The 16,731-nt window shown below is 52.1% G+C and carries 20 protein-coding genes; 12 read left to right on the top strand and 8 right to left on the bottom strand.

The features are described 5' to 3' along the window. Positions 1-51 precede the first annotated feature (51 nt). The 6 genes from lepA (at position 52) to PXG97_RS00590 (ending at position 6,199) form a co-directional block, all read left to right on the top strand. On the top strand, positions 52-1,836 hold the full coding sequence (gene lepA, locus PXG97_RS00565; RefSeq protein ID WP_276495758.1) for a translation elongation factor 4: 1,785 nt from the start codon (positions 52-54) through the stop codon (positions 1,834-1,836). A 78-nt stretch (positions 1,837-1,914) separates the two neighbouring features. Beyond that, positions 1,915-2,127 (top strand): CYTH domain-containing protein, encoded by a 213-nt coding sequence (locus PXG97_RS00570; protein WP_276495759.1) that lies wholly within the window; start codon positions 1,915-1,917, stop codon positions 2,125-2,127. Between the two features lie 74 nt (positions 2,128-2,201). After that, positions 2,202-2,420: a CYTH domain-containing protein gene (locus PXG97_RS00575; RefSeq protein ID WP_276495760.1), complete on the top strand. Its 219-nt coding sequence runs from the start codon at positions 2,202-2,204 to the stop codon at positions 2,418-2,420. A gap of 36 nt (positions 2,421-2,456) precedes the next feature. After that, positions 2,457-3,338 (top strand): bifunctional 5,10-methylenetetrahydrofolate dehydrogenase/5,10-methenyltetrahydrofolate cyclohydrolase, encoded by an 882-nt coding sequence (locus PXG97_RS00580; RefSeq protein ID WP_276495761.1) that lies wholly within the window; start codon positions 2,457-2,459, stop codon positions 3,336-3,338. Positions 3,339-3,607: 269 nt separating this feature from the next. Beyond that, on the top strand, positions 3,608-4,261 hold the full coding sequence (locus tag PXG97_RS00585; RefSeq protein ID WP_276495762.1) for a 7-carboxy-7-deazaguanine synthase QueE: 654 nt from the start codon (positions 3,608-3,610) through the stop codon (positions 4,259-4,261). A 6-nt stretch (positions 4,262-4,267) separates the two neighbouring features. Beyond that, positions 4,268-6,199, top strand: coding sequence for an OmpA family protein (locus PXG97_RS00590; RefSeq protein ID WP_276495763.1), 1,932 nt, complete (start codon positions 4,268-4,270; stop codon positions 6,197-6,199). Between the two features lie 76 nt (positions 6,200-6,275). Here PXG97_RS00590 and pyrE read toward each other — a convergent pair whose 3' ends face one another. After that, a complete protein-coding gene (gene pyrE, locus PXG97_RS00595; protein ID WP_276495764.1) occupies positions 6,276-6,914 on the bottom strand; it encodes an orotate phosphoribosyltransferase in 639 nt (212 codons plus the stop codon). 109 nt (positions 6,915-7,023) lie between these two features. Between pyrE and PXG97_RS00600 the strand changes: the two genes are divergently transcribed. Beyond that, positions 7,024-7,704, top strand: a complete 681-nt coding sequence (locus PXG97_RS00600; RefSeq protein ID WP_276495765.1) for an NUDIX hydrolase — start codon at positions 7,024-7,026, stop codon at positions 7,702-7,704. Here PXG97_RS00600 and coaD read toward each other — a convergent pair. The 4 genes from coaD to PXG97_RS00620 form a co-directional block, all read right to left on the bottom strand. Beyond that, on the bottom strand, positions 7,661-8,137 hold the full coding sequence (gene coaD / locus PXG97_RS00605) for a pantetheine-phosphate adenylyltransferase (protein WP_276495766.1): 477 nt from the start codon (positions 8,135-8,137) through the stop codon (positions 7,661-7,663). The genes PXG97_RS00600 and coaD overlap by 44 nt on opposite strands. 142 nt (positions 8,138-8,279) lie before the next feature. Further along, a complete protein-coding gene (locus PXG97_RS00610; protein WP_276495767.1) occupies positions 8,280-8,558 on the bottom strand; it encodes a four helix bundle protein in 279 nt (92 codons plus the stop codon). Positions 8,559-8,644: 86 nt separating this feature from the next. Continuing rightward, a complete protein-coding gene (locus tag PXG97_RS00615; protein ID WP_276495768.1) occupies positions 8,645-9,532 on the bottom strand; it encodes a DUF3822 family protein in 888 nt (295 codons plus the stop codon). Positions 9,533-9,621: 89 nt separating this feature from the next. Continuing rightward, positions 9,622-10,107 (bottom strand): NUDIX domain-containing protein, encoded by a 486-nt coding sequence (locus tag PXG97_RS00620; RefSeq protein WP_276495769.1) that lies wholly within the window; start codon positions 10,105-10,107, stop codon positions 9,622-9,624. A 37-nt stretch (positions 10,108-10,144) separates the two neighbouring features. On the opposite strand from PXG97_RS00620, the gene PXG97_RS00625 reads away from it, so the two are divergent. The 5 genes from PXG97_RS00625 to PXG97_RS00645 all read left to right on the top strand — a co-directional run bounded on the left by PXG97_RS00625 (position 10,145) and on the right by PXG97_RS00645 (position 14,531). Then, the gene (locus PXG97_RS00625; protein ID WP_276495770.1) at positions 10,145-10,612 is read left to right on the top strand and encodes a PaaI family thioesterase; all 468 of its coding nucleotides are present in this window, start codon (positions 10,145-10,147) and stop codon (positions 10,610-10,612) included. A gap of 271 nt (positions 10,613-10,883) precedes the next feature. After that, positions 10,884-12,290 (top strand): ATP-dependent DNA helicase, encoded by a 1,407-nt coding sequence (locus tag PXG97_RS00630; protein ID WP_276495771.1) that lies wholly within the window; start codon positions 10,884-10,886, stop codon positions 12,288-12,290. A gap of 80 nt (positions 12,291-12,370) precedes the next feature. Next, on the top strand, positions 12,371-12,826 hold the full coding sequence (locus PXG97_RS00635) for a DUF1573 domain-containing protein (RefSeq protein ID WP_276495772.1): 456 nt from the start codon (positions 12,371-12,373) through the stop codon (positions 12,824-12,826). A 362-nt stretch (positions 12,827-13,188) separates the two neighbouring features. Further along, positions 13,189-13,869 carry a tetratricopeptide repeat protein gene (locus PXG97_RS00640; RefSeq protein ID WP_276495773.1) on the top strand — a complete coding sequence of 227 codons (681 nt, stop codon included), beginning with the start codon at positions 13,189-13,191 and terminating at the stop codon, positions 13,867-13,869. Between the two features lie 83 nt (positions 13,870-13,952). Continuing rightward, positions 13,953-14,531: a hypothetical protein gene (locus tag PXG97_RS00645; RefSeq protein ID WP_276495774.1), complete on the top strand. Its 579-nt coding sequence runs from the start codon at positions 13,953-13,955 to the stop codon at positions 14,529-14,531. Positions 14,532-14,757: 226 nt separating this feature from the next. Here the strand turns inward: PXG97_RS00645 and PXG97_RS00650 are convergent, their stop codons facing one another. The 3 genes from PXG97_RS00650 to PXG97_RS00660 form a co-directional block, all read right to left on the bottom strand. Continuing rightward, positions 14,758-15,135, bottom strand: a complete 378-nt coding sequence (locus PXG97_RS00650; RefSeq protein WP_276495775.1) for a DUF423 domain-containing protein — start codon at positions 15,133-15,135, stop codon at positions 14,758-14,760. Positions 15,136-15,223: 88 nt separating this feature from the next. Continuing rightward, positions 15,224-15,670 (bottom strand): DUF2750 domain-containing protein, encoded by a 447-nt coding sequence (locus PXG97_RS00655; RefSeq protein WP_276495776.1) that lies wholly within the window; start codon positions 15,668-15,670, stop codon positions 15,224-15,226. Between the two features lie 64 nt (positions 15,671-15,734). Then, the gene (locus PXG97_RS00660; protein ID WP_276495777.1) at positions 15,735-16,589 is read right to left on the bottom strand and encodes a glycerophosphodiester phosphodiesterase; all 855 of its coding nucleotides are present in this window, start codon (positions 16,587-16,589) and stop codon (positions 15,735-15,737) included. Between the last annotated feature and the right edge of the window lie 142 nt (positions 16,590-16,731).

The following is a 16,731-nucleotide window of genomic DNA, read 5'->3' on the forward strand; positions in this document are numbered from 1 at the left end:
AGCAGCAACAAATGCACATTCTTCTTAACTTTGCTTTTCGTATAGACATTTATGAAGAACATTCGCAATTTCTGCATCATCGCCCACATCGACCATGGTAAGAGTACCCTGGCCGACCGCCTGCTGGAGTTTACCTCTACGGTGGCAGAGCGTGAAATGCAAAACCAGCTGCTCGATAACATGGACCTGGAGCGTGAGCGCGGCATTACGATTAAGAGCCACGCCATCCAGATGAACTACCACTACAAGGGAGAGGATTACGTGCTCAACCTGATCGACACACCTGGCCACGTTGACTTTTCCTATGAGGTTTCCCGCTCCATCGCTGCCTGCGAGGGGGCACTGCTTATTGTGGACTCCTCCCAGGGGATTGAGGCGCAGACGATCTCTAACCTGTACCTGGCCATCGGCAACGACCTGGAGATCATTCCGGTACTGAACAAGATCGACCTGCCGCACTCCATGCCGGAAGAGGTGTCTGACCAGATCATCGACCTGATAGGCTGCGACAAAGAAGACATCATCCATGCCTCCGGTAAGGCTGGTATTGGTATCGAGGATATCCTGAACGCCATATGCGACCGAATCCCGGCCCCGAAGGGTGATCCGGCTGCCCCGCTGCAGGCGCTGATCTTTGACTCCGTTTTTAACTCCTACAGAGGCATTGAGGTATACTTCCGCATCTTTAACGGCACGCTGAAGAAAGGGGAGAAGGTGAAGTTCATCAACACCGGCAAAACCTATGAGGCTGATGAGATTGGGGTGCTGAAGCTGAACCAGGAGTCTCGCCAGGAAATGGCTGCCGGTAACGTGGGCTACCTGATCTCCGGTATCAAGAACGCCAAAGAGGTTAAAGTAGGTGATACCATCACGCACGTAGATCGTCCGGCCCAGGGTATTCAGGGCTTTGAGGACGTGAAGCCTATGGTATTCGCCGGTATCTACCCGGTAGAGACGAGCGAGTATGAGGAACTGCGCGCTTCCATGGAGAAGCTGCAGCTGAACGATGCCTCGCTGGTGTGGGAGCCGGAGACATCCGCCGCCCTCGGTTTCGGTTTCCGTTGCGGGTTCCTGGGAATGCTGCACATGGAAATTGTGCAGGAGCGTTTGGAGCGCGAGTTCGACATGACGGTGATCACGACCGTGCCGTCGGTGCAGTTCCACGCCTATACTACAAAAGAGCAAATGGTGAAGGTGAATGCTCCTTCGGAGATGCCGGATCCAAACTATATCGACCACATCGAGGAGCCTTTCATCAAAGCGCAAATCATTTCTAAGTCTGATTACGTGGGGCCGATCATCACGCTGTGTATGGACAAGCGCGGTATCCTGAAGAACCAGACTTACCTTACCAGCGATCGTGTGGAGATGACCTTTGAGATGCCGCTGGCCGAGATCGTGTTCGACTTCTTCGATAAGCTGAAGACCATTTCCCGTGGCTACGCCTCCCTCGACTATGAGTTGATTGGCTTCCGCCCATCCAACATGGTAAAGCTGGACATCATGCTGAACGGTGAGAAAGTGGACGCCCTGAGCGCCATTGTACACCGCGACAAGGCCTATGATTGGGGCAAGCGCCTCTGCGAAAAGCTGCGTGAGCTGCTGCCGCGCCAGATGTTCGAGATTGCCATTCAGGCGGCCATTGGCCAGAAGATCATCGCCCGCGAAACGGTGAAGGCCATGCGCAAGAACGTACTGGCCAAGTGCTACGGCGGTGATATTTCGCGTAAACGCAAGCTCCTCGAAAAGCAGAAGAAGGGTAAGAAACGCATGCGCCAGGTAGGCAACGTGGAGATCCCACAAGAAGCCTTCTTAGCCGTGCTCAAACTCGACTAAAATAAACAAGCCCCGACGTGCCCCTGCGCGCCGGGGCTTGTCGCTTTTATACTTCGGCTATAAGCCAAATACCTTTCGATGTACGCTGATATCACTATAAAAGCCTGTTGTGCCGATCCTGCCGAGGCAGAAAGTATACTGCTGCAAAACGGAGCGGTCTACAAAGGCCTGGATGTACAGACAGACACCTTCTACGAGTCAGAGTTTGGTAAGCTAAAGCACCGCCAAGGCCATATCGAGAACGTGCTGATCCACTCCACTACAACCGGGAGCGGAACGGGGAGGCGCTGAAGACGGAGGTGCTTTTATACTTGAAAAACCCAAGCACGGCCTCCATAGCACAGGTTTGCAATGGCCGAAAGGTTTTGGCTGAGGTAAAGAAGCTCCGGAAGATTTTCTTTATCGAGAACGTGAAGTTCCACATCGATTTCCTGGAGGAGCTTGGCCATTTTATCGAGATTGAAGCCATTGACCTGGAAGGATCGCTGGGTATAGAAGTGCTGCGGCAGCAATGTAACTATTACCAGGAACTGCTGCAGCTAGAGGAGGAGGACCTGGTAAACGACTCCTATGTAAATTTGTAACTCCTAACTAATAACACATAACATTTAACTACTATCATGATCCTGCTCGACGGTAAAAAAACATCCGAAGCCATTCAGAACGAAATCGCAGCTGAGGTGGCTGCCATCAAAGAAAAAGGAGGCAAACTGCCGCACCTGGCTGCTGTGCTGGTAGGTAACGATGGCGGCTCCGTTACCTATGTTACCAATAAAGTGGCTACTTGTGAGCGCATTGGCTTCGGATCTTCGCTGATCCGCTACGATGAAACGGTTACCGAGGAGGAGCTGCTGAACAAGATCAAAGAGTTGAACGAGGACGAGGAGATTGACGGTTTTATTGTGCAGTTGCCCCTGCCAAAGCACATCAACACCGAGAAGGTGATCGAGGCGATTGACCCCAGAAAAGACGTGGACGGCTTCCACCCAACCAATGTGGGACGCATGGTGGCTGGCTTACCGGCCTATCTGCCCGCTACGCCAGCTGGTATCCTGCAGCTGCTGCAGCGCTACGAGATCGAGACGAACGGCAAGCACTGCGTGGTGGTTGGCCGCAGCAACATTGTGGGTTCCCCGATGAGCATCCTGATGGCCAAGGCTGCCTACCCGGGCAACGCCACGGTAACGCTCTGCCACCGCAACACCGTGGACCTGGCCTACCATACCCGCCAGGCCGACATCATTATTGCTGCCGTTGGCAGGCCTGGCCTCATTACGGCTGACATGGTGAAAGAGGGTGCCGTGGTGATCGACGTAGGAACTACCCGCGTGCCGGACGCTAGCCGCAAATCAGGCTTTAGATTGAGAGGCGACGTAGACTTTGATAACGTGGCCGAGAAGTGCAGCTACATTACCCCGGTTCCAGGTGGGGTGGGCCCACTTACCATTGCCATGCTGATGATGAACACGCTTAAAGCTGCTAAGAAGGAAGTATATAGATAACCACCACAGCCCTCTCCTTGAACAGGAGAGGGCTTTTTTTGAGCCAGGATTTGTTGGATTACAATGGATAGTCAGGATTAAGCTTGGCTGCACCTTGCCCATTCTTCCCAAGCAAAACCCTGAGAATCTTTTAATCCTGTAAATCCTGATCCTTTTTCGTAACTTTGTGAGTTCTGCCGGAAGTATAGCGTACACTTTCAGAAAGGCGGAAACACGAGTAGAAACGGCTATACGCTCAGTTCTAAGTATGGCCAGAGGGAATTAGAGCATTGGAAGAAGAAAAAACATACAAGACGGCCTCCATACACCAGGTACCTAAAGATGGTAGCCTGTTGCCTTTGATGGAGGCTTTTTATACCATACAAGGGGAGGGTGGCAATACCGGTACGGCGGCATACTTTATCCGCCTGGGCGGTTGCGATGTGGGCTGCCACTGGTGTGATGTGAAGGAAAGCTGGGATGCCGAGGCACATCCGCTTACCCCGGTAGAAGACATCGTAGAAACGGCTGCTGCCTATCCGGGCAAAGCCGTGGTGATAACGGGGGGCGAGCCACTGTTGTACAACCTGGAGCCGCTGACAGCGCAACTTCAGGCCCGCGGCATCAAAACCTATATCGAAACATCAGGCGCGTACCCCGTGAGCGGCAACTGGGACTGGATCTGTCTGTCGCCTAAAAAGTTTAAGCAGCCCGATGCCTCGGTGTATCCCTTTGCGCATGAGCTAAAAGTGATTATCTTTAACAAGAGTGACTTTAAGTGGGCAGAGGAACATGCCGCCAGAGTAGGGGAGCACTGCAAATTATACTTGCAGCCGGAGTGGAGCAAGGCCAGCGAAATGACGCCGCTTATCGTAGAGTATGTGAAAAACAACCCGAAATGGCGTGTGTCGCTGCAGACGCACAAGTACATGGACATCCCCTAACACCCTATGAAGTATAAACAGCTGCTGATTGCCTCCCTGTTGGTGCTGGGCTCTGCCTCCACCACGCTGGCGCAAAACCAAAAACTTAGCACCACCTCGGCCAAAGCAGAGCGTTTATACGAGAAAGCCGACAGCTACGCCCGGGCCCGCGATTTTGACCGCGCCCTGCAGGCGCTGGATGAGGCCATACAAAAAGACTCCAACTTTGCCGACGCGTACCTGCGTGCTGCCGGTTTGCACAGGCTCATGGGCAATAAGGCGGCAGCCTTTGAGTATATGGAGAAAGGCCTGAAACTGCTGCCGTTCTCCAAAGGACAAGCCAACAACTACTATGAGCTGGCTGAGTTATACTTCGACAAAGGTAATTACGAAGCAGCCAGCCAGTGGTATGAGACCTTCTTGAAGACTGGCTCCAATAATGCCAAGCAGGTGGAGTGGGCGAAGCGGCAGCTGAAAACGGCTGCCTTTGCGCAGGAGGCCATGCAGAAGCCGGTGCAGTTTAACCCGGAGCAACTGCCAGGCACCCTCAACCGCTTTGGCTTGCAGTACTTCCCGTACACCACTGCCGACCAGCGCTATTTTATCTATACTGCCCGCGAGAGTGGCCGCCCGGACCATGACGAGAACATCTTTGTGAGCCAATACAAAGACGGCAGCTGGCAGGCACCTGCACCTATCTCCGAAAATATCAACACCCCGGCCAACGAAGGGGCAGCCACCATTTCCGGGGATGGCAAAACACTGGTATTCACCTCCTGTAACCGGCCGGACACCCAAGGTGATTGCGATTTATACATCTCCTTCCGGACAGGAAACGAGTGGAGTAAACCGCAGAACATGGGCAAGACGGTCAACTCCAAAGCATGGGATTCGCAGCCAAGCCTTTCGGCTGATGGCCGTACGTTATACTTTACCTCTACGCGTGGAGGGGGCGTTGGCAAGGAAGACATTTGGGTAACGTACCGCAACGACGACGGCTCCTGGGGGAAGCCCGTGAATCTGGGGAAAGAGATCAACTCCACGGGCCGCGACATGGCGCCCTCGATCCATATGAGCGGCAGCACCTTATACTTTGTGAGCGATGGCCATATCGGCATGGGGGGGCTGGATGTGTTTAAATCGGACATGAGCGAGAACGGCAAATGGTCTGAGCCACAGAACCTGGGGTACCCACTCAACACTTTTGCCGACGAAGGCTCGCTCTTTATCACACCGGACAGTGAAGTGGGCTATTACTCCAGGCAAGTAAACACCGAGGCCGGCCCTCCAACCATACAACTCTACAGGTTTGATGTGCCGGCCGCGTGGCGCAGCCGCGTAACCAGCACCTATGCCCAGGGGCGCGTGTTTGATGCAGCCACCAAAAAGCCGCTGGCGGCGCAGGTGCAACTCTACGATGTGGAGGCAGACTCACTGGTGCAGCAGGTAAGCTCTGACAAAGTATCAGGGGAGTATACGGTGGTGCTGACGCAGGGCAAGCAGTATGCCCTGTATGTGTCTGCCCCAAAGTACCTGATGAACAGCCGCAGTTTCGACTACACTTCCTCGAAGGCGCTTTCGCCGGTGGCGCTGGATGTGTACCTGGACCCGATCAAATCCGGGGCGGCCATGGTGCTGAGCAACCTGTTCTTTGATACCGGAAAGTATAACCTGGAGAAGAAATCGAAAACGGAGTTGGATAAGCTTATTGCCTTTATGCAGCAGAACCCACAGTTGAAGATCGAAATCTCTGGCCATACCGATGATGTGGGAGCTGATAAGGCCAACCAGGTACTTTCCGAGCGCCGCGCCAAATCTGTGGTGGATTACCTGGCTAGCAACGGCATCAGCAAAGAGCGCATCCGCTACAAGGGTTATGGCGAGATGAAGCCCGTGCAGCCAAACACCTCTGAAGAGAACCGCCAGCTGAACCGGCGCATCGAGATGCGCGTGCTGTAAACTACGAAGGGCTTAAAGTATAAAGGGAGGCAAAGTATAAATTTGCCTCCCTTTTGTATTTTCTCAACTTAAATGATTAGAGACCCCAGGTCTGCGGTGATTTACGCCACTCTGCCAGCGTTTCCATGGCAGACGCTTGGATATAGCCTTGTTTGGCGGCAGCCTCTACCAAGGCGTTATAGTTGCTGAGGCAGTGCAGCGGGATACCGGCTTTCTGGAAATTCTCATCGGCCGTGGCAAAGCCATAGGTAAAGATAGCGGCCATGCCCACTACCTCGGCGCCGGCGGCTTTCACGGCCTCCGCTGCCTTCAGCGAGCTCCCACCGGTAGAGATCAGGTCTTCGATCATCACCACTTTCTGGCCCTCTAGCAGGCGCCCTTCGATCTGGTTACCCATGCCATGCTTCTTCGGCTCGGGGCGTACGTACAGGAAAGGCATCTCCAGCAAGTCTGCCACCAGGGCGCCCTGCGCTATACCTGCGGTGGCTACTCCCGCAATGGCCTCTGCCTCCGGATACTGCTGCTTTACCAGCTCCGCCAGCTGCTGTTTAATGTAACTGCGGATGTACGGGAAAGAAAGCGTGACGCGGTTATCGCAATAGATAGGAGAGTTCCAGCCGCTGCTCCACTTAAACGGCTGCTCCGGTCTTAACTTCACGGCCTCTGTCTCGAGCAGGAACGAGGCCACTTGGTATGCTGTTGTCGTAGAATCCATGACCCGAATTTACAGAAATAATCTTCCTTTTTATGGCTGCGTATTTTGATTGCGCCGATTTATTTTTTGTTTTGTATAAATTACGCTTCCACTGGAGCACCCAAAACGCATGAACGTTTTTATTAACGACATTCCGCTTATCCTTAAAAAAGCCACCGACAAGGTGTATAAGCATGAGTATGACCTCATTCTGAAAGCCTCGGACCACTTTACATCCAAAGATCTGGTGGGGGATGTGCTGATAAAGGAAGCAGACGCGCAACTGATAGACCGCCTGGTGCGCCTGATGGAGGTGAAGAGGCTAAAAAAGCTGAACTCGCTGACGCTGGTGGCTGATAAAAAGAAAAAGCTCATCGAGCACCTGAAGGACCAGTTCAAGATCGTGAAGGCTGCCGGTGGGCTGGTGCTGAAGGAAGGCAAGATTCTGATGATCTACCGCCTGGGTGTGTGGGACCTGCCTAAAGGTAAGCTGGAGAAGAAGGAGAAAGTGCGCGAAGGCGCCATGCGTGAGGTAGAGGAGGAGTGCAACATTAAGGTAGAGGTGGTGGAGAAGCTACCGAAGACCTGGCACTCGTATGCCTTCAAGGGCAAAAAGATCCTGAAGAAAACCAGTTGGTACCTGATGGATTGCACCGACGACAGCCTGATGAAGCCACAGGCGGAGGAGTTTATTGAGGAGGTGCGCTGGATGACGCCGGAGGAGGTGCAGGAGGTGCTGCCAAAGGCGTATACCTCCATTGCCTTCGTTATCCGACACTATCTGCAATCTCTGAAAACCGGAAAGGTATAAACTCATCCACGTTGCCGCCAAACCGGTGAATCTCCCTGATGATGGAGGAGCTGATGGCGGCAAGGTGCGGCGAGGTGATCAGGAAAACGCTCTCCAGGTCGTGGTTTACGTGGCGGTTGGCCTGGGCGATGGTATTCTCATACTCGAAATCGGTGGTGTTGCGCAGCCCGCGCAGCAGGAACTGCGCCCCCTTCTCGCGCGCATACTCGGCGGTGAGCCCTTTAAAAGTGTCCACTTTAATGTTCGTATGATCCGCAAACAGACGGGTCATCACCTCAAACATCCTATCCACGGGGATATACCGCTGCTTGCTGCTGTTGTTCCCGATAGCCACGATCACCTCGTCAAACAGCTTGGCCCCACGCATCACCACATCATAGTGTCCGTTAGTGAAGGGATCAAAAGATCCGGGGAACAGGGCGATGCGTTTCATATACAATGGGGGAATGAGTGTTTGAGTGGATGAGTGAATTTTATTTAACTGTGTTCTTTCTTGCTTTCGATAAGACTAATACTATCTCAGTGGCTTCTTTTGTTATACTTGCTAGCGCGTTTTTAGTAGAAGTTCCGGATTCTTACAGGATCTCCAACCAGTAAAGTGTTTCATCAGCCTCTTCAATCACGATACTTATTTTGGCAAAGAACTCAGCTGCCGATATGGCTCCACAGGCGGCGCTATAGTTTGCTCCAACGGATGTAGCTGAACGCAGCAGCTGACGCTTCATAATATTTGCTTCCTCCGTTCGTGGCAAGCTTCGGCTAAAACGTATGGTGTCAAGTGCTAGCTTTTTCGTTCGTTTTCTAAATTGCTCTACACATTCCTGTTTCGAAGAGTGGTTACTGCTGCTTTGCATGAAGTGATTAAGTAAGTATTTCCTCGTAACCGACCTACGGGTCTAAATAATCGCTCATTCACTCAAACACGCATTCAAAATTAGTCTCACTCACACAGATGCATGCTGTAGAGCTCAAAGTAGCGGTGTTCGAACATGTCGTGGAACTTATAGCTGTACTCTACATCTGCCGGTTTTTTCCCTAGCCTGATGTGGCGGATGTACCGCTGCAGGATATGGAACAGCGAGGAGTCGTGCGTAATATCGCCCCAGACGGTGATGGTTTCCTGCTCGGGATTCATCTTTTGCTCCTGCATGATAAAGATGATGTAGTAGATAAAATCTTCCGGGCTTACATAGTGGAAGATGTTGCAGAACTCCAGACCCGATGGCCCTACAACCAACAAGGTTACATAGTTGCGCTCCACGAAGGCATACATGCTGCGCAGGTTGGAGCGCGGCGTCTGGTGCAGTACGCTCCGGATGAGCGAGCTGGTCAGGTGCACTACCTGTAGGGGCCGCTCCGGGAACAGGTCCTGCAGGGCCTGGTGCAAGGCTCCGTCCATGGCAAAGATGTTTACCGCCTCCAGGCCGCTGTGGCGGTAGTACAGCACCGCATCCTGCGCCGGGCTGAAGTCCGAGTGCAGGCGCAGGTAGTCCTGTTGGTGGGCCGCATCGTAAAGCGTTTCGGGCACCAGGGTAAAGTGCGGGTTGCTCACCGAAACGCGTACCAGGTTCCAGTTCTGCTCCTGCAGCAGCTCGTTCTCCTGGGCAATCAGGCGCAGCTGCTCGGCCACCTGCATCGGCGAGAACACCGTAATAAGCTCGTAATCTTCCAGCACCACAAACTTGTTGCGTTCGGTATTGGCCACCGCCAGGCGTATGGCCTTCTGGCTTAGCGCGATGTAGAGGTTGCACTGCCCTGCCTGCTCCAGCGAAAATGTTTCATCCTGGATGCGGTGCGAAAGCCTGTAGTGTGTGTTGATGGTGTTCAAGGTATACTGTGTCGTGAGTAAGCGTTAGCGGGCAGAGCCGCCCTAGTGCAAGTATAAAAAAATTATGGCAAAAGGCAGCGTGGCTAATGCTACACCACTAAATTATGAGGCAGGCCCAGCAGGTCGTCCAGGGAGAGCAGCAGCTGCAGCGAGCGGTGTTTGTCAGCAAACGGTATGTGCTGGATCTCCTTCACCGTCAGCCATTGCAGGTGTTCTATCAGTTGGTTGCCGGCTTCAGCCTCCGGGTCTGAGCCTGTTTTCATGCTTCCGCCAACAGCCTTTACCTCAAAAAAGAACTCTACCGCATGCAGCGGCGGCTGTAGGAACTCATTAACGAACAGGAACCGGCTTACCTCTATCTCCAATCCCGTCTCTTCCTTAAACTCCCGCTTCAGGCACTGCTGCATACTTTCCCCAAACTCAACCCCGCCTCCCGGCGGCGCCCAAAATGCATCGTTCCCCATGGTTCTGCCGTGCCGCACTAACAGCAGTTTATCATCTTGTATCAGGATGCCGCACGCGCGCACGCGCAGTTTATGGGCATAGGCAGCGGCGGCAGGGTTTAGGTCTGGCATGGTTGGTTTGCGGGTGATTTGGTCGTAAATTTACAGAATGATCAAGACGTACAATCCGGATTTCGAAGCAGACATACGCGAGAAGCTAGAGCGACAGGAATTTATGAAGCTCATGGGCTTTACGGTTACAAAGATAGAAGAAGGCAGGGTAGAAGGCGAATTAAACCTGGAGCAAAAGCACCGGCAGCACAAAGGCTTCGCCCACGGCGGCGTTATAGCCACACTGGCCGACATTGTGGCGGGCTTTGCCGCCGTTAGCCTCGTGCCCAAAGACCACCATGTGGTAACCGCCGAGATCAAGGTATCCTACTTTCATCCGGGCCTCGGCGATAAGCTGCTGGCCAAAGGGTATGTACTGAAGCAGGGGCGCAAGCTTAACTTCTGCGAGGCCGAAGTATACACCGTGAAAGGAGCCGAGCCGCCCTTGCTCATCGCCAAAGCCAGCACCAGCATGGCCACCATTACGCCGGAAGACGTGGCCAGAGTTAAGGAGTCTAAGAGATAGAGATTTATACTTTCAGGAGAGTATAAATTATACTTCTTTACTGACTCTTTCACCACCCATTTTTGTTACGCATTCATACTAAAAAGAATTTATACTTTTAGTCTCGTAAACCAGACGGAGCGTTGAACGAGGATGAATAACATCTATTAAGTATAAAAGCGCGTCTGGAGACACGTGTACACCATGCGTCACCGTCTAAATGCCGGCGCCACATGCTACATGTTGTTCCGATTCTTTAACTCCCTGACTCTTTAATTTTCTAACATACACCATGCGCCCGGTAGAAGCCTTACGAAACAGTTTCCCCTTTGAACCGACAGAGGACCAGGCGAAGCTATTCACCAAACTCGACGAGTTTATACTTGATAAGACAAATGAGCGGCAGGTGTTCCTGCTGAAGGGGTATGCCGGTACAGGTAAAACGACAGTGGTTACCTCGCTGGTAAAGATCCTGAACAAGTTCGGCTACAAGTATGTGCTGCTGGCGCCCACGGGCCGTGCAGCCAAGGTGATGAGCACTTACAGTGGCCGCCCCGCCTTTACCATTCATAAAAAAATTTACCGTCAGACAGCCAATCCGTTCTCTGAGGGCTTGGCTTTTACGCGCATGCCCAATAAGTCTGACAGCACGGTGTATATCGTGGATGAGGCCTCTATGATCTCGGACGACAGTGGCTTTGGGGAAAACGGCCTGTTGCAGGACCTGCTGCAGTATGTGTTTGCCAAAAAGAACAACAAACTGCTGCTGATCGGAGATACGGCCCAGCTCCCGCCGGTGGGGCAGGCGCTGAGCCCATCGCTGGATGCGGAGTACATGCGCCAGAACTTCCGCGCGCATGTGCAGCAGCTGGAGCTGCGCCAGGTCATGCGCCAGGCCGAGGCATCGGGTATCCTGATGAACGCCACGCAGCTGCGCGACCGCATGCAGCAGGAGAAGTTGGAGATAAAGCTCTTTACCAAAGGGTGGCGCGATATTTACCGCATGACCGGCGAAAAGCTGGAGGACGGACTGCGCTATGCCTACGATAAGTTCGGCATTGAGAATACCATTGTCATCTGCCGCTCGAACAAAAACGCTAACCTGTACAACCAGCACATCCGGCGCCGGATCTTCTTTGCCGAGGATGAGCTGGGCGTAGGGGATTACCTGATGATCGTGCGCAACAACTACTTCTGGCTGCCCAAAGACTCCGACATTGGCTTTATGGCCAACGGCGATTTTGTGGAGGTTACGAAGATCATCCGCTACGAAGACATGTATGGCTTCCGCTTTGCCGATATCCGTATCCGCTTTGTGGACTACCCGGATGCGCAGGAGGAGGAGGTGAAGATCATGCTCGACACGCTTTATACAGACGCCCCAGCCTTACCGGCTGATCAGAACAAGAAGCTGTACGAGGAGGTGCTGCAGGACTACATGGACATCCCCACCAAAAAGGAGCGCTACAAGGAGCTGAAAAAGAACCCTTACCTGAATGCGCTGCAGGTAAAGTTCGCTTATGCGCTTACGTGCCACAAGGCGCAGGGTGGGCAGTGGCAGGCTGTGTTCGTGGACCAGGGCTTTCTGAAGGAAGACATGGTGAACGAGGAGTTTGCCCGCTGGCTCTACACGGCGCTTACCCGCTCTTCGGAAGAGCTTTATTTGCTGAACTTTAACGAGCAGCTATTAGTTAACTGACAAAAGAAAACTTATTTTGCATCGTTTTTGCTGCAGAAACAGTATATATGATATCGTATAAACTTAACCCTTTATCCAAGATGAAAAAAGTAATCCTTTCTTTTGCATTCGCGGCACTATGCATAGGTGGCGCTGTGGCTCAGGAAAAACCAAAGGCTACTGCCCCGCAGGAGCAGGCTACTAACGGAGCTGCGCTTACGTTCAAAGAGACCGAGTTTAACTTTGGCAACATTACACAGGGCGATGTGGTGGAGCATACGTTTGAGTTCAAGAACACCGGAACACAGCCATTGGTGCTGGAGCGCGTGGACGTAACCTGTGGCTGCACAACGCCAGCTTGGACAAAAGAGCCGATTATGCCAGGCAAGACTGGTTTCGTTACGGCTAAATTCAATAGCGCCGGCAAACTTGGACAGCAGAAGAAAGCGATCATTGTACACTCTAACGCTGCAGAAGGCGCCAAGTATGTGTACATCGTAACCAACATCAAAGAGAAAGGCAACGCAAACGCTGCCAAAGCCTCTGCCTCTAACTAAGCGGCTGCTCCTATAAAGTATAAAAGGTCACCCTGAAAAGGGTGGCCTTTCTTTTTTTGTGCTGGTGGAATATCGGGTGATTTCAGCGGCAGGACCATTGAGCTAGCGGCTAGTGGTATAAACGTGAACTACCGCCGATCCATTAGAGCAGGAGGAGGTCTATAGTTGCCGATGCCAAGAAGTGAAGCAAGGTTGCGTACCCGCTTGACAATCTTTAAAAGAGATGTATATTGAAGTATAAAATGGAATGTGTGTAGCTTCAGCAGCCTTTAAAGAAATAGAGGATAAACCACCACAATGCAAAGCGCAAAAGTGCGGTACGTACTCCTTCCATACATTCTTTTGCTACCCAAACTCTGAAAATGAAGAAAATTCTATTCTCTGCCTTCGCCGTACTTGTTACCTCCACGCAGCTTTTTTCTCAAGGGAAAAATCAAGTGGATGAAGCCTACGCACATGCCCTAGAGCTATTTGAGCAGCAGCAAATTGATGCCGCCGCCGCTGAGTTTGAGAAGGTGATAACCCTAAACCCGAGGCATAAAGATGCCATGTACAATTTAGCGGTAATCAATTTAGGCCTGGGCAACAACGATAAAGCGGTTGAGCTTCTGCAGGCTTGCGTCAGGTTACGCGACAGAGATGCAGCAAATCTGCTGAAAGAGCAGTTGCAGCAGAAGATTGCCTATGCAGACACGATGTTTTGGGAGGATGTGGATGCAGCCCCAAAAGTAGTAGTGAACTCTGTGCATGAAGAGGTGCTAGACGGCAAAGGCTTGAACAAGGCAATCGAAAAGCCATTGCTCAGTGGGTTGAAAAAATCTACGCTGCTGCGGAAGGAATTCAAAGCGGGTACCATGCTCCCCCTGTCTTTATACTTTGGCAAGGACGGAAAACTCAACGCAGAGATATTGGGTCCTAGAAAAAACGACGCTGCACAACAGGAGATTACTGACGTATGCAGCAGGGCAGTACAGGTTATCCCAGGCAAACATGATGGTAAAGAAGTTGTTGTTTGGGGCCTGACTCTGCCCGTTACCTTTTAAGATTACCCCATCATATCTGCGCAGGCTCCCACTGAGCTACGCCACGTTCACAAGCGGTACACACTTGTAATACCTAAAAGAAAATGGAAGGATTGTTCAAAATTGTAGAGAGGAACATTTCTGGGAAAAAGGTTTTAGGGCTTTTTCTTCTGACCAATTTGATATACGCCTTCATGTTGGCTTACACAATCCCGAAAACAATGCATTTTTCGAACGGATTGGAGTTGTTGGACATGAGGCCCACGGGGTATGACTTGGATTATGTAAATGCCTTGTTCAACGCGCTAGGAGAGAGAGGACGTGAGACCTATTTAACTACCCAAATACCCGTAGATATGATCTATCCACTGCTTTTCGGGGTTTCTTATAGTTTAGTTATCGGGTATTTTCTCAATAAGCTCAACAAGCTGCAAGCGCCCTATGCTTACCTGTGTGTGCTTCCAATAATAAGCGGCGTAGCGGATTATGTTGAGAATTTCGGCATCATTTTCATGTTGAGCAAGTATCCGGACCTGCCACAGGCTTTAGTCACAACAACAAGTATATTTTCAGTCATAAAGAGTGTATCAACAACTGTATTTTTCGTTTCTCTGATAACTGTGCTGCTAGTGTTGGGCTTTCAGGCCATGAACAGAAAGAAAACAACTGCAAACAACATATAAGCACAACGGCGGGTAACATTGCAAATAGCCTTTTGCACAACAAAATGCTGTTTACGAAACAGCATTTTGGTTGAAACCCGCGCTTACCATCCCTAGCCTTTTAGCACAAAGAAGAGGCGGCTCAGAAGTATAGAAAGTATCATTTGATGCTGCCTTAGCTCCCAAAAAAACAGGGCAACGTATGATTTCATACTTTGCCCTGTTTTCAATCCCGAAGTATATCCTGCTACAGCGCCTTCAGCACCGCATAGAATAGCGCTCCCCAGCCAATTATGAACAGGGTGCCGCCGATTGGCGTGATCGCACCGAGCCAGGTGATGCCGGTGGCGCATAGCACGTATAACGATCCGGAGAAAATCAGGATGCCCAGGAAAAAGCACCAGGCAGCTACCTGCAGGGCCGGCTGCTGCACCTGGAACAGCAACAGGCCTATGGCCAGCAGCGCCAGCGTGTGGTACATCTGGTACTTCACGGCTGTCTCGAAGGTGTCTACGCGATTGGATGCCTGCAGCATGGGGGCCAGGGCATGTGCCCCGAAGGCGCCAATGGCCACGGTTAAAGCACCCAGCGCACTGGCAAGAAGAAGTATGGTTTTCTGCGTCACGGTTTTAAAAGTTGAGTGAGCCTGCGCCAAGGGCAGGGATGCCGCAAAGGTACAACGGCAAAGTATAAAATGCAGCCAAAGCTACACTTTACTCGGCCTCCAGCGCCTCAATCAGCTGCTCCTCAAATTCTTCCTGGCTCTCGTATTGGGTAAACTCAAGCGTCTTGCCGGCGGCTTTCAGCTGTGTCACCACATCCAGGGCAATCACCAGTGGCTCGGCTTCCTTTCCCAGTAGGTCACGGTCCCAGTCGGCGCCAACCAGCAGCTCATCGCCGTACATGCCCACGCACCAGTTCTCCAGAAACTCCACCAGCGTGATCGACTCTGCCGCATAAGCAGCCCACTCGTCCTCAGCGCAGGCGGCAGCACCCTCGCGGGTAGACCAGAAAAGGATTACTTCCGTGTCCTCATACTCTGAGGAGCTGGAGGTGGCCCAGGTCTCGTTGTGCGTCAGCCCCCAAACCTCTTCTGTTTGCACAACATGCTTTATGAAGTCCTGGTACTTGTGCTCGATGTTGTTGGCATGCTGTGTCATACGTTGTATGTTTTTATGTTGCAGATTGGTTTATAAAGCAATTTACGAAAAATCTATACTTAAGCTACAGCTCCTGAAACAGGTCAGGGTAGTCTGAGATAAGGCCGTCTACCCCTAGCTGCTTCAGGTGTCGCATCTCCTCCAGGCTGTTTACGGTCCAGGGCACGAGCTTCATGCCGCGCGCATGTGTTGCCTCTACGAGTGCGGGCGTCACGAGTTTATAGTAGGGGCTGTAGATGTGCGGCGTAAAGCCCAGTAACTGTAGGTTTTTATCCAAGCCCTTCAGGTTCTCCACCAGCAGCGACGTCTTCACACCCGGATATTTGCGGTGCAGCACCTGCAGCGTGCGCGGGTCAAAAGACTGAATGATCACATAAGGCCGGACTCCTTTCTCATCTATCACGGCTACCAGCAGGTCTACAAACTCTTCCGGTTTCGGGTGATACTTGCCGTCGCCACTGGGGTTAGACTTGGTTTCGATGTTGTAGAACACCTGCGGCAGGTTGTGCTCCTGTATGTAAGCCTGTGCTGCGTCTAGCACCTCCGAGAGCAGCGGCTTGTGCGCTTTCATCAACTGCTGCCTTGGGAACTTACCGTAATTCTTGGAGCCCACATCAAAGCGTCGAATCTGGCTGTATGGCATCTGGAAGAGCACGTGCTTTTTTGCCTCCTCCTTCGGGATTTCGGACCCATTTGGCAGCAGCTCGTGCTCCCGGTTAAGGTAAGGGTCGTGGGAGAGGAGCACCTGCCCATCCTGGCTGATGTGCGCATCCATCTCCAAAGTAGTAACCCCCATCTCCAGTGCTTTAAGCATGGCTGGCACCGTGTTCTCCGGCAGCAGGCCGCGCGCACCTCGGTGCCCCTCCAGGTCGAAGGCGGGTAGCGGTGGCGTGGTGGCGGAAGGAGGGTTAAACTTCATAGTGTTAGAGCATGTGCAAGCGGGAAGAAGTATAAAAGCAGCAACGAAAGTATACAGGATGTTCTTCATATGAACCCATGCTTTGAGTAGAGTTGGCTCCGTGCTGCAGTTGCTTTTTCTGGCATGCTTTGGAAGTATAAAA

This window comes from Pontibacter litorisediminis, assembly GCF_029360645.1.
GTDB lineage: Bacteria > Bacteroidota > Bacteroidia > Cytophagales > Hymenobacteraceae > Pontibacter > Pontibacter litorisediminis.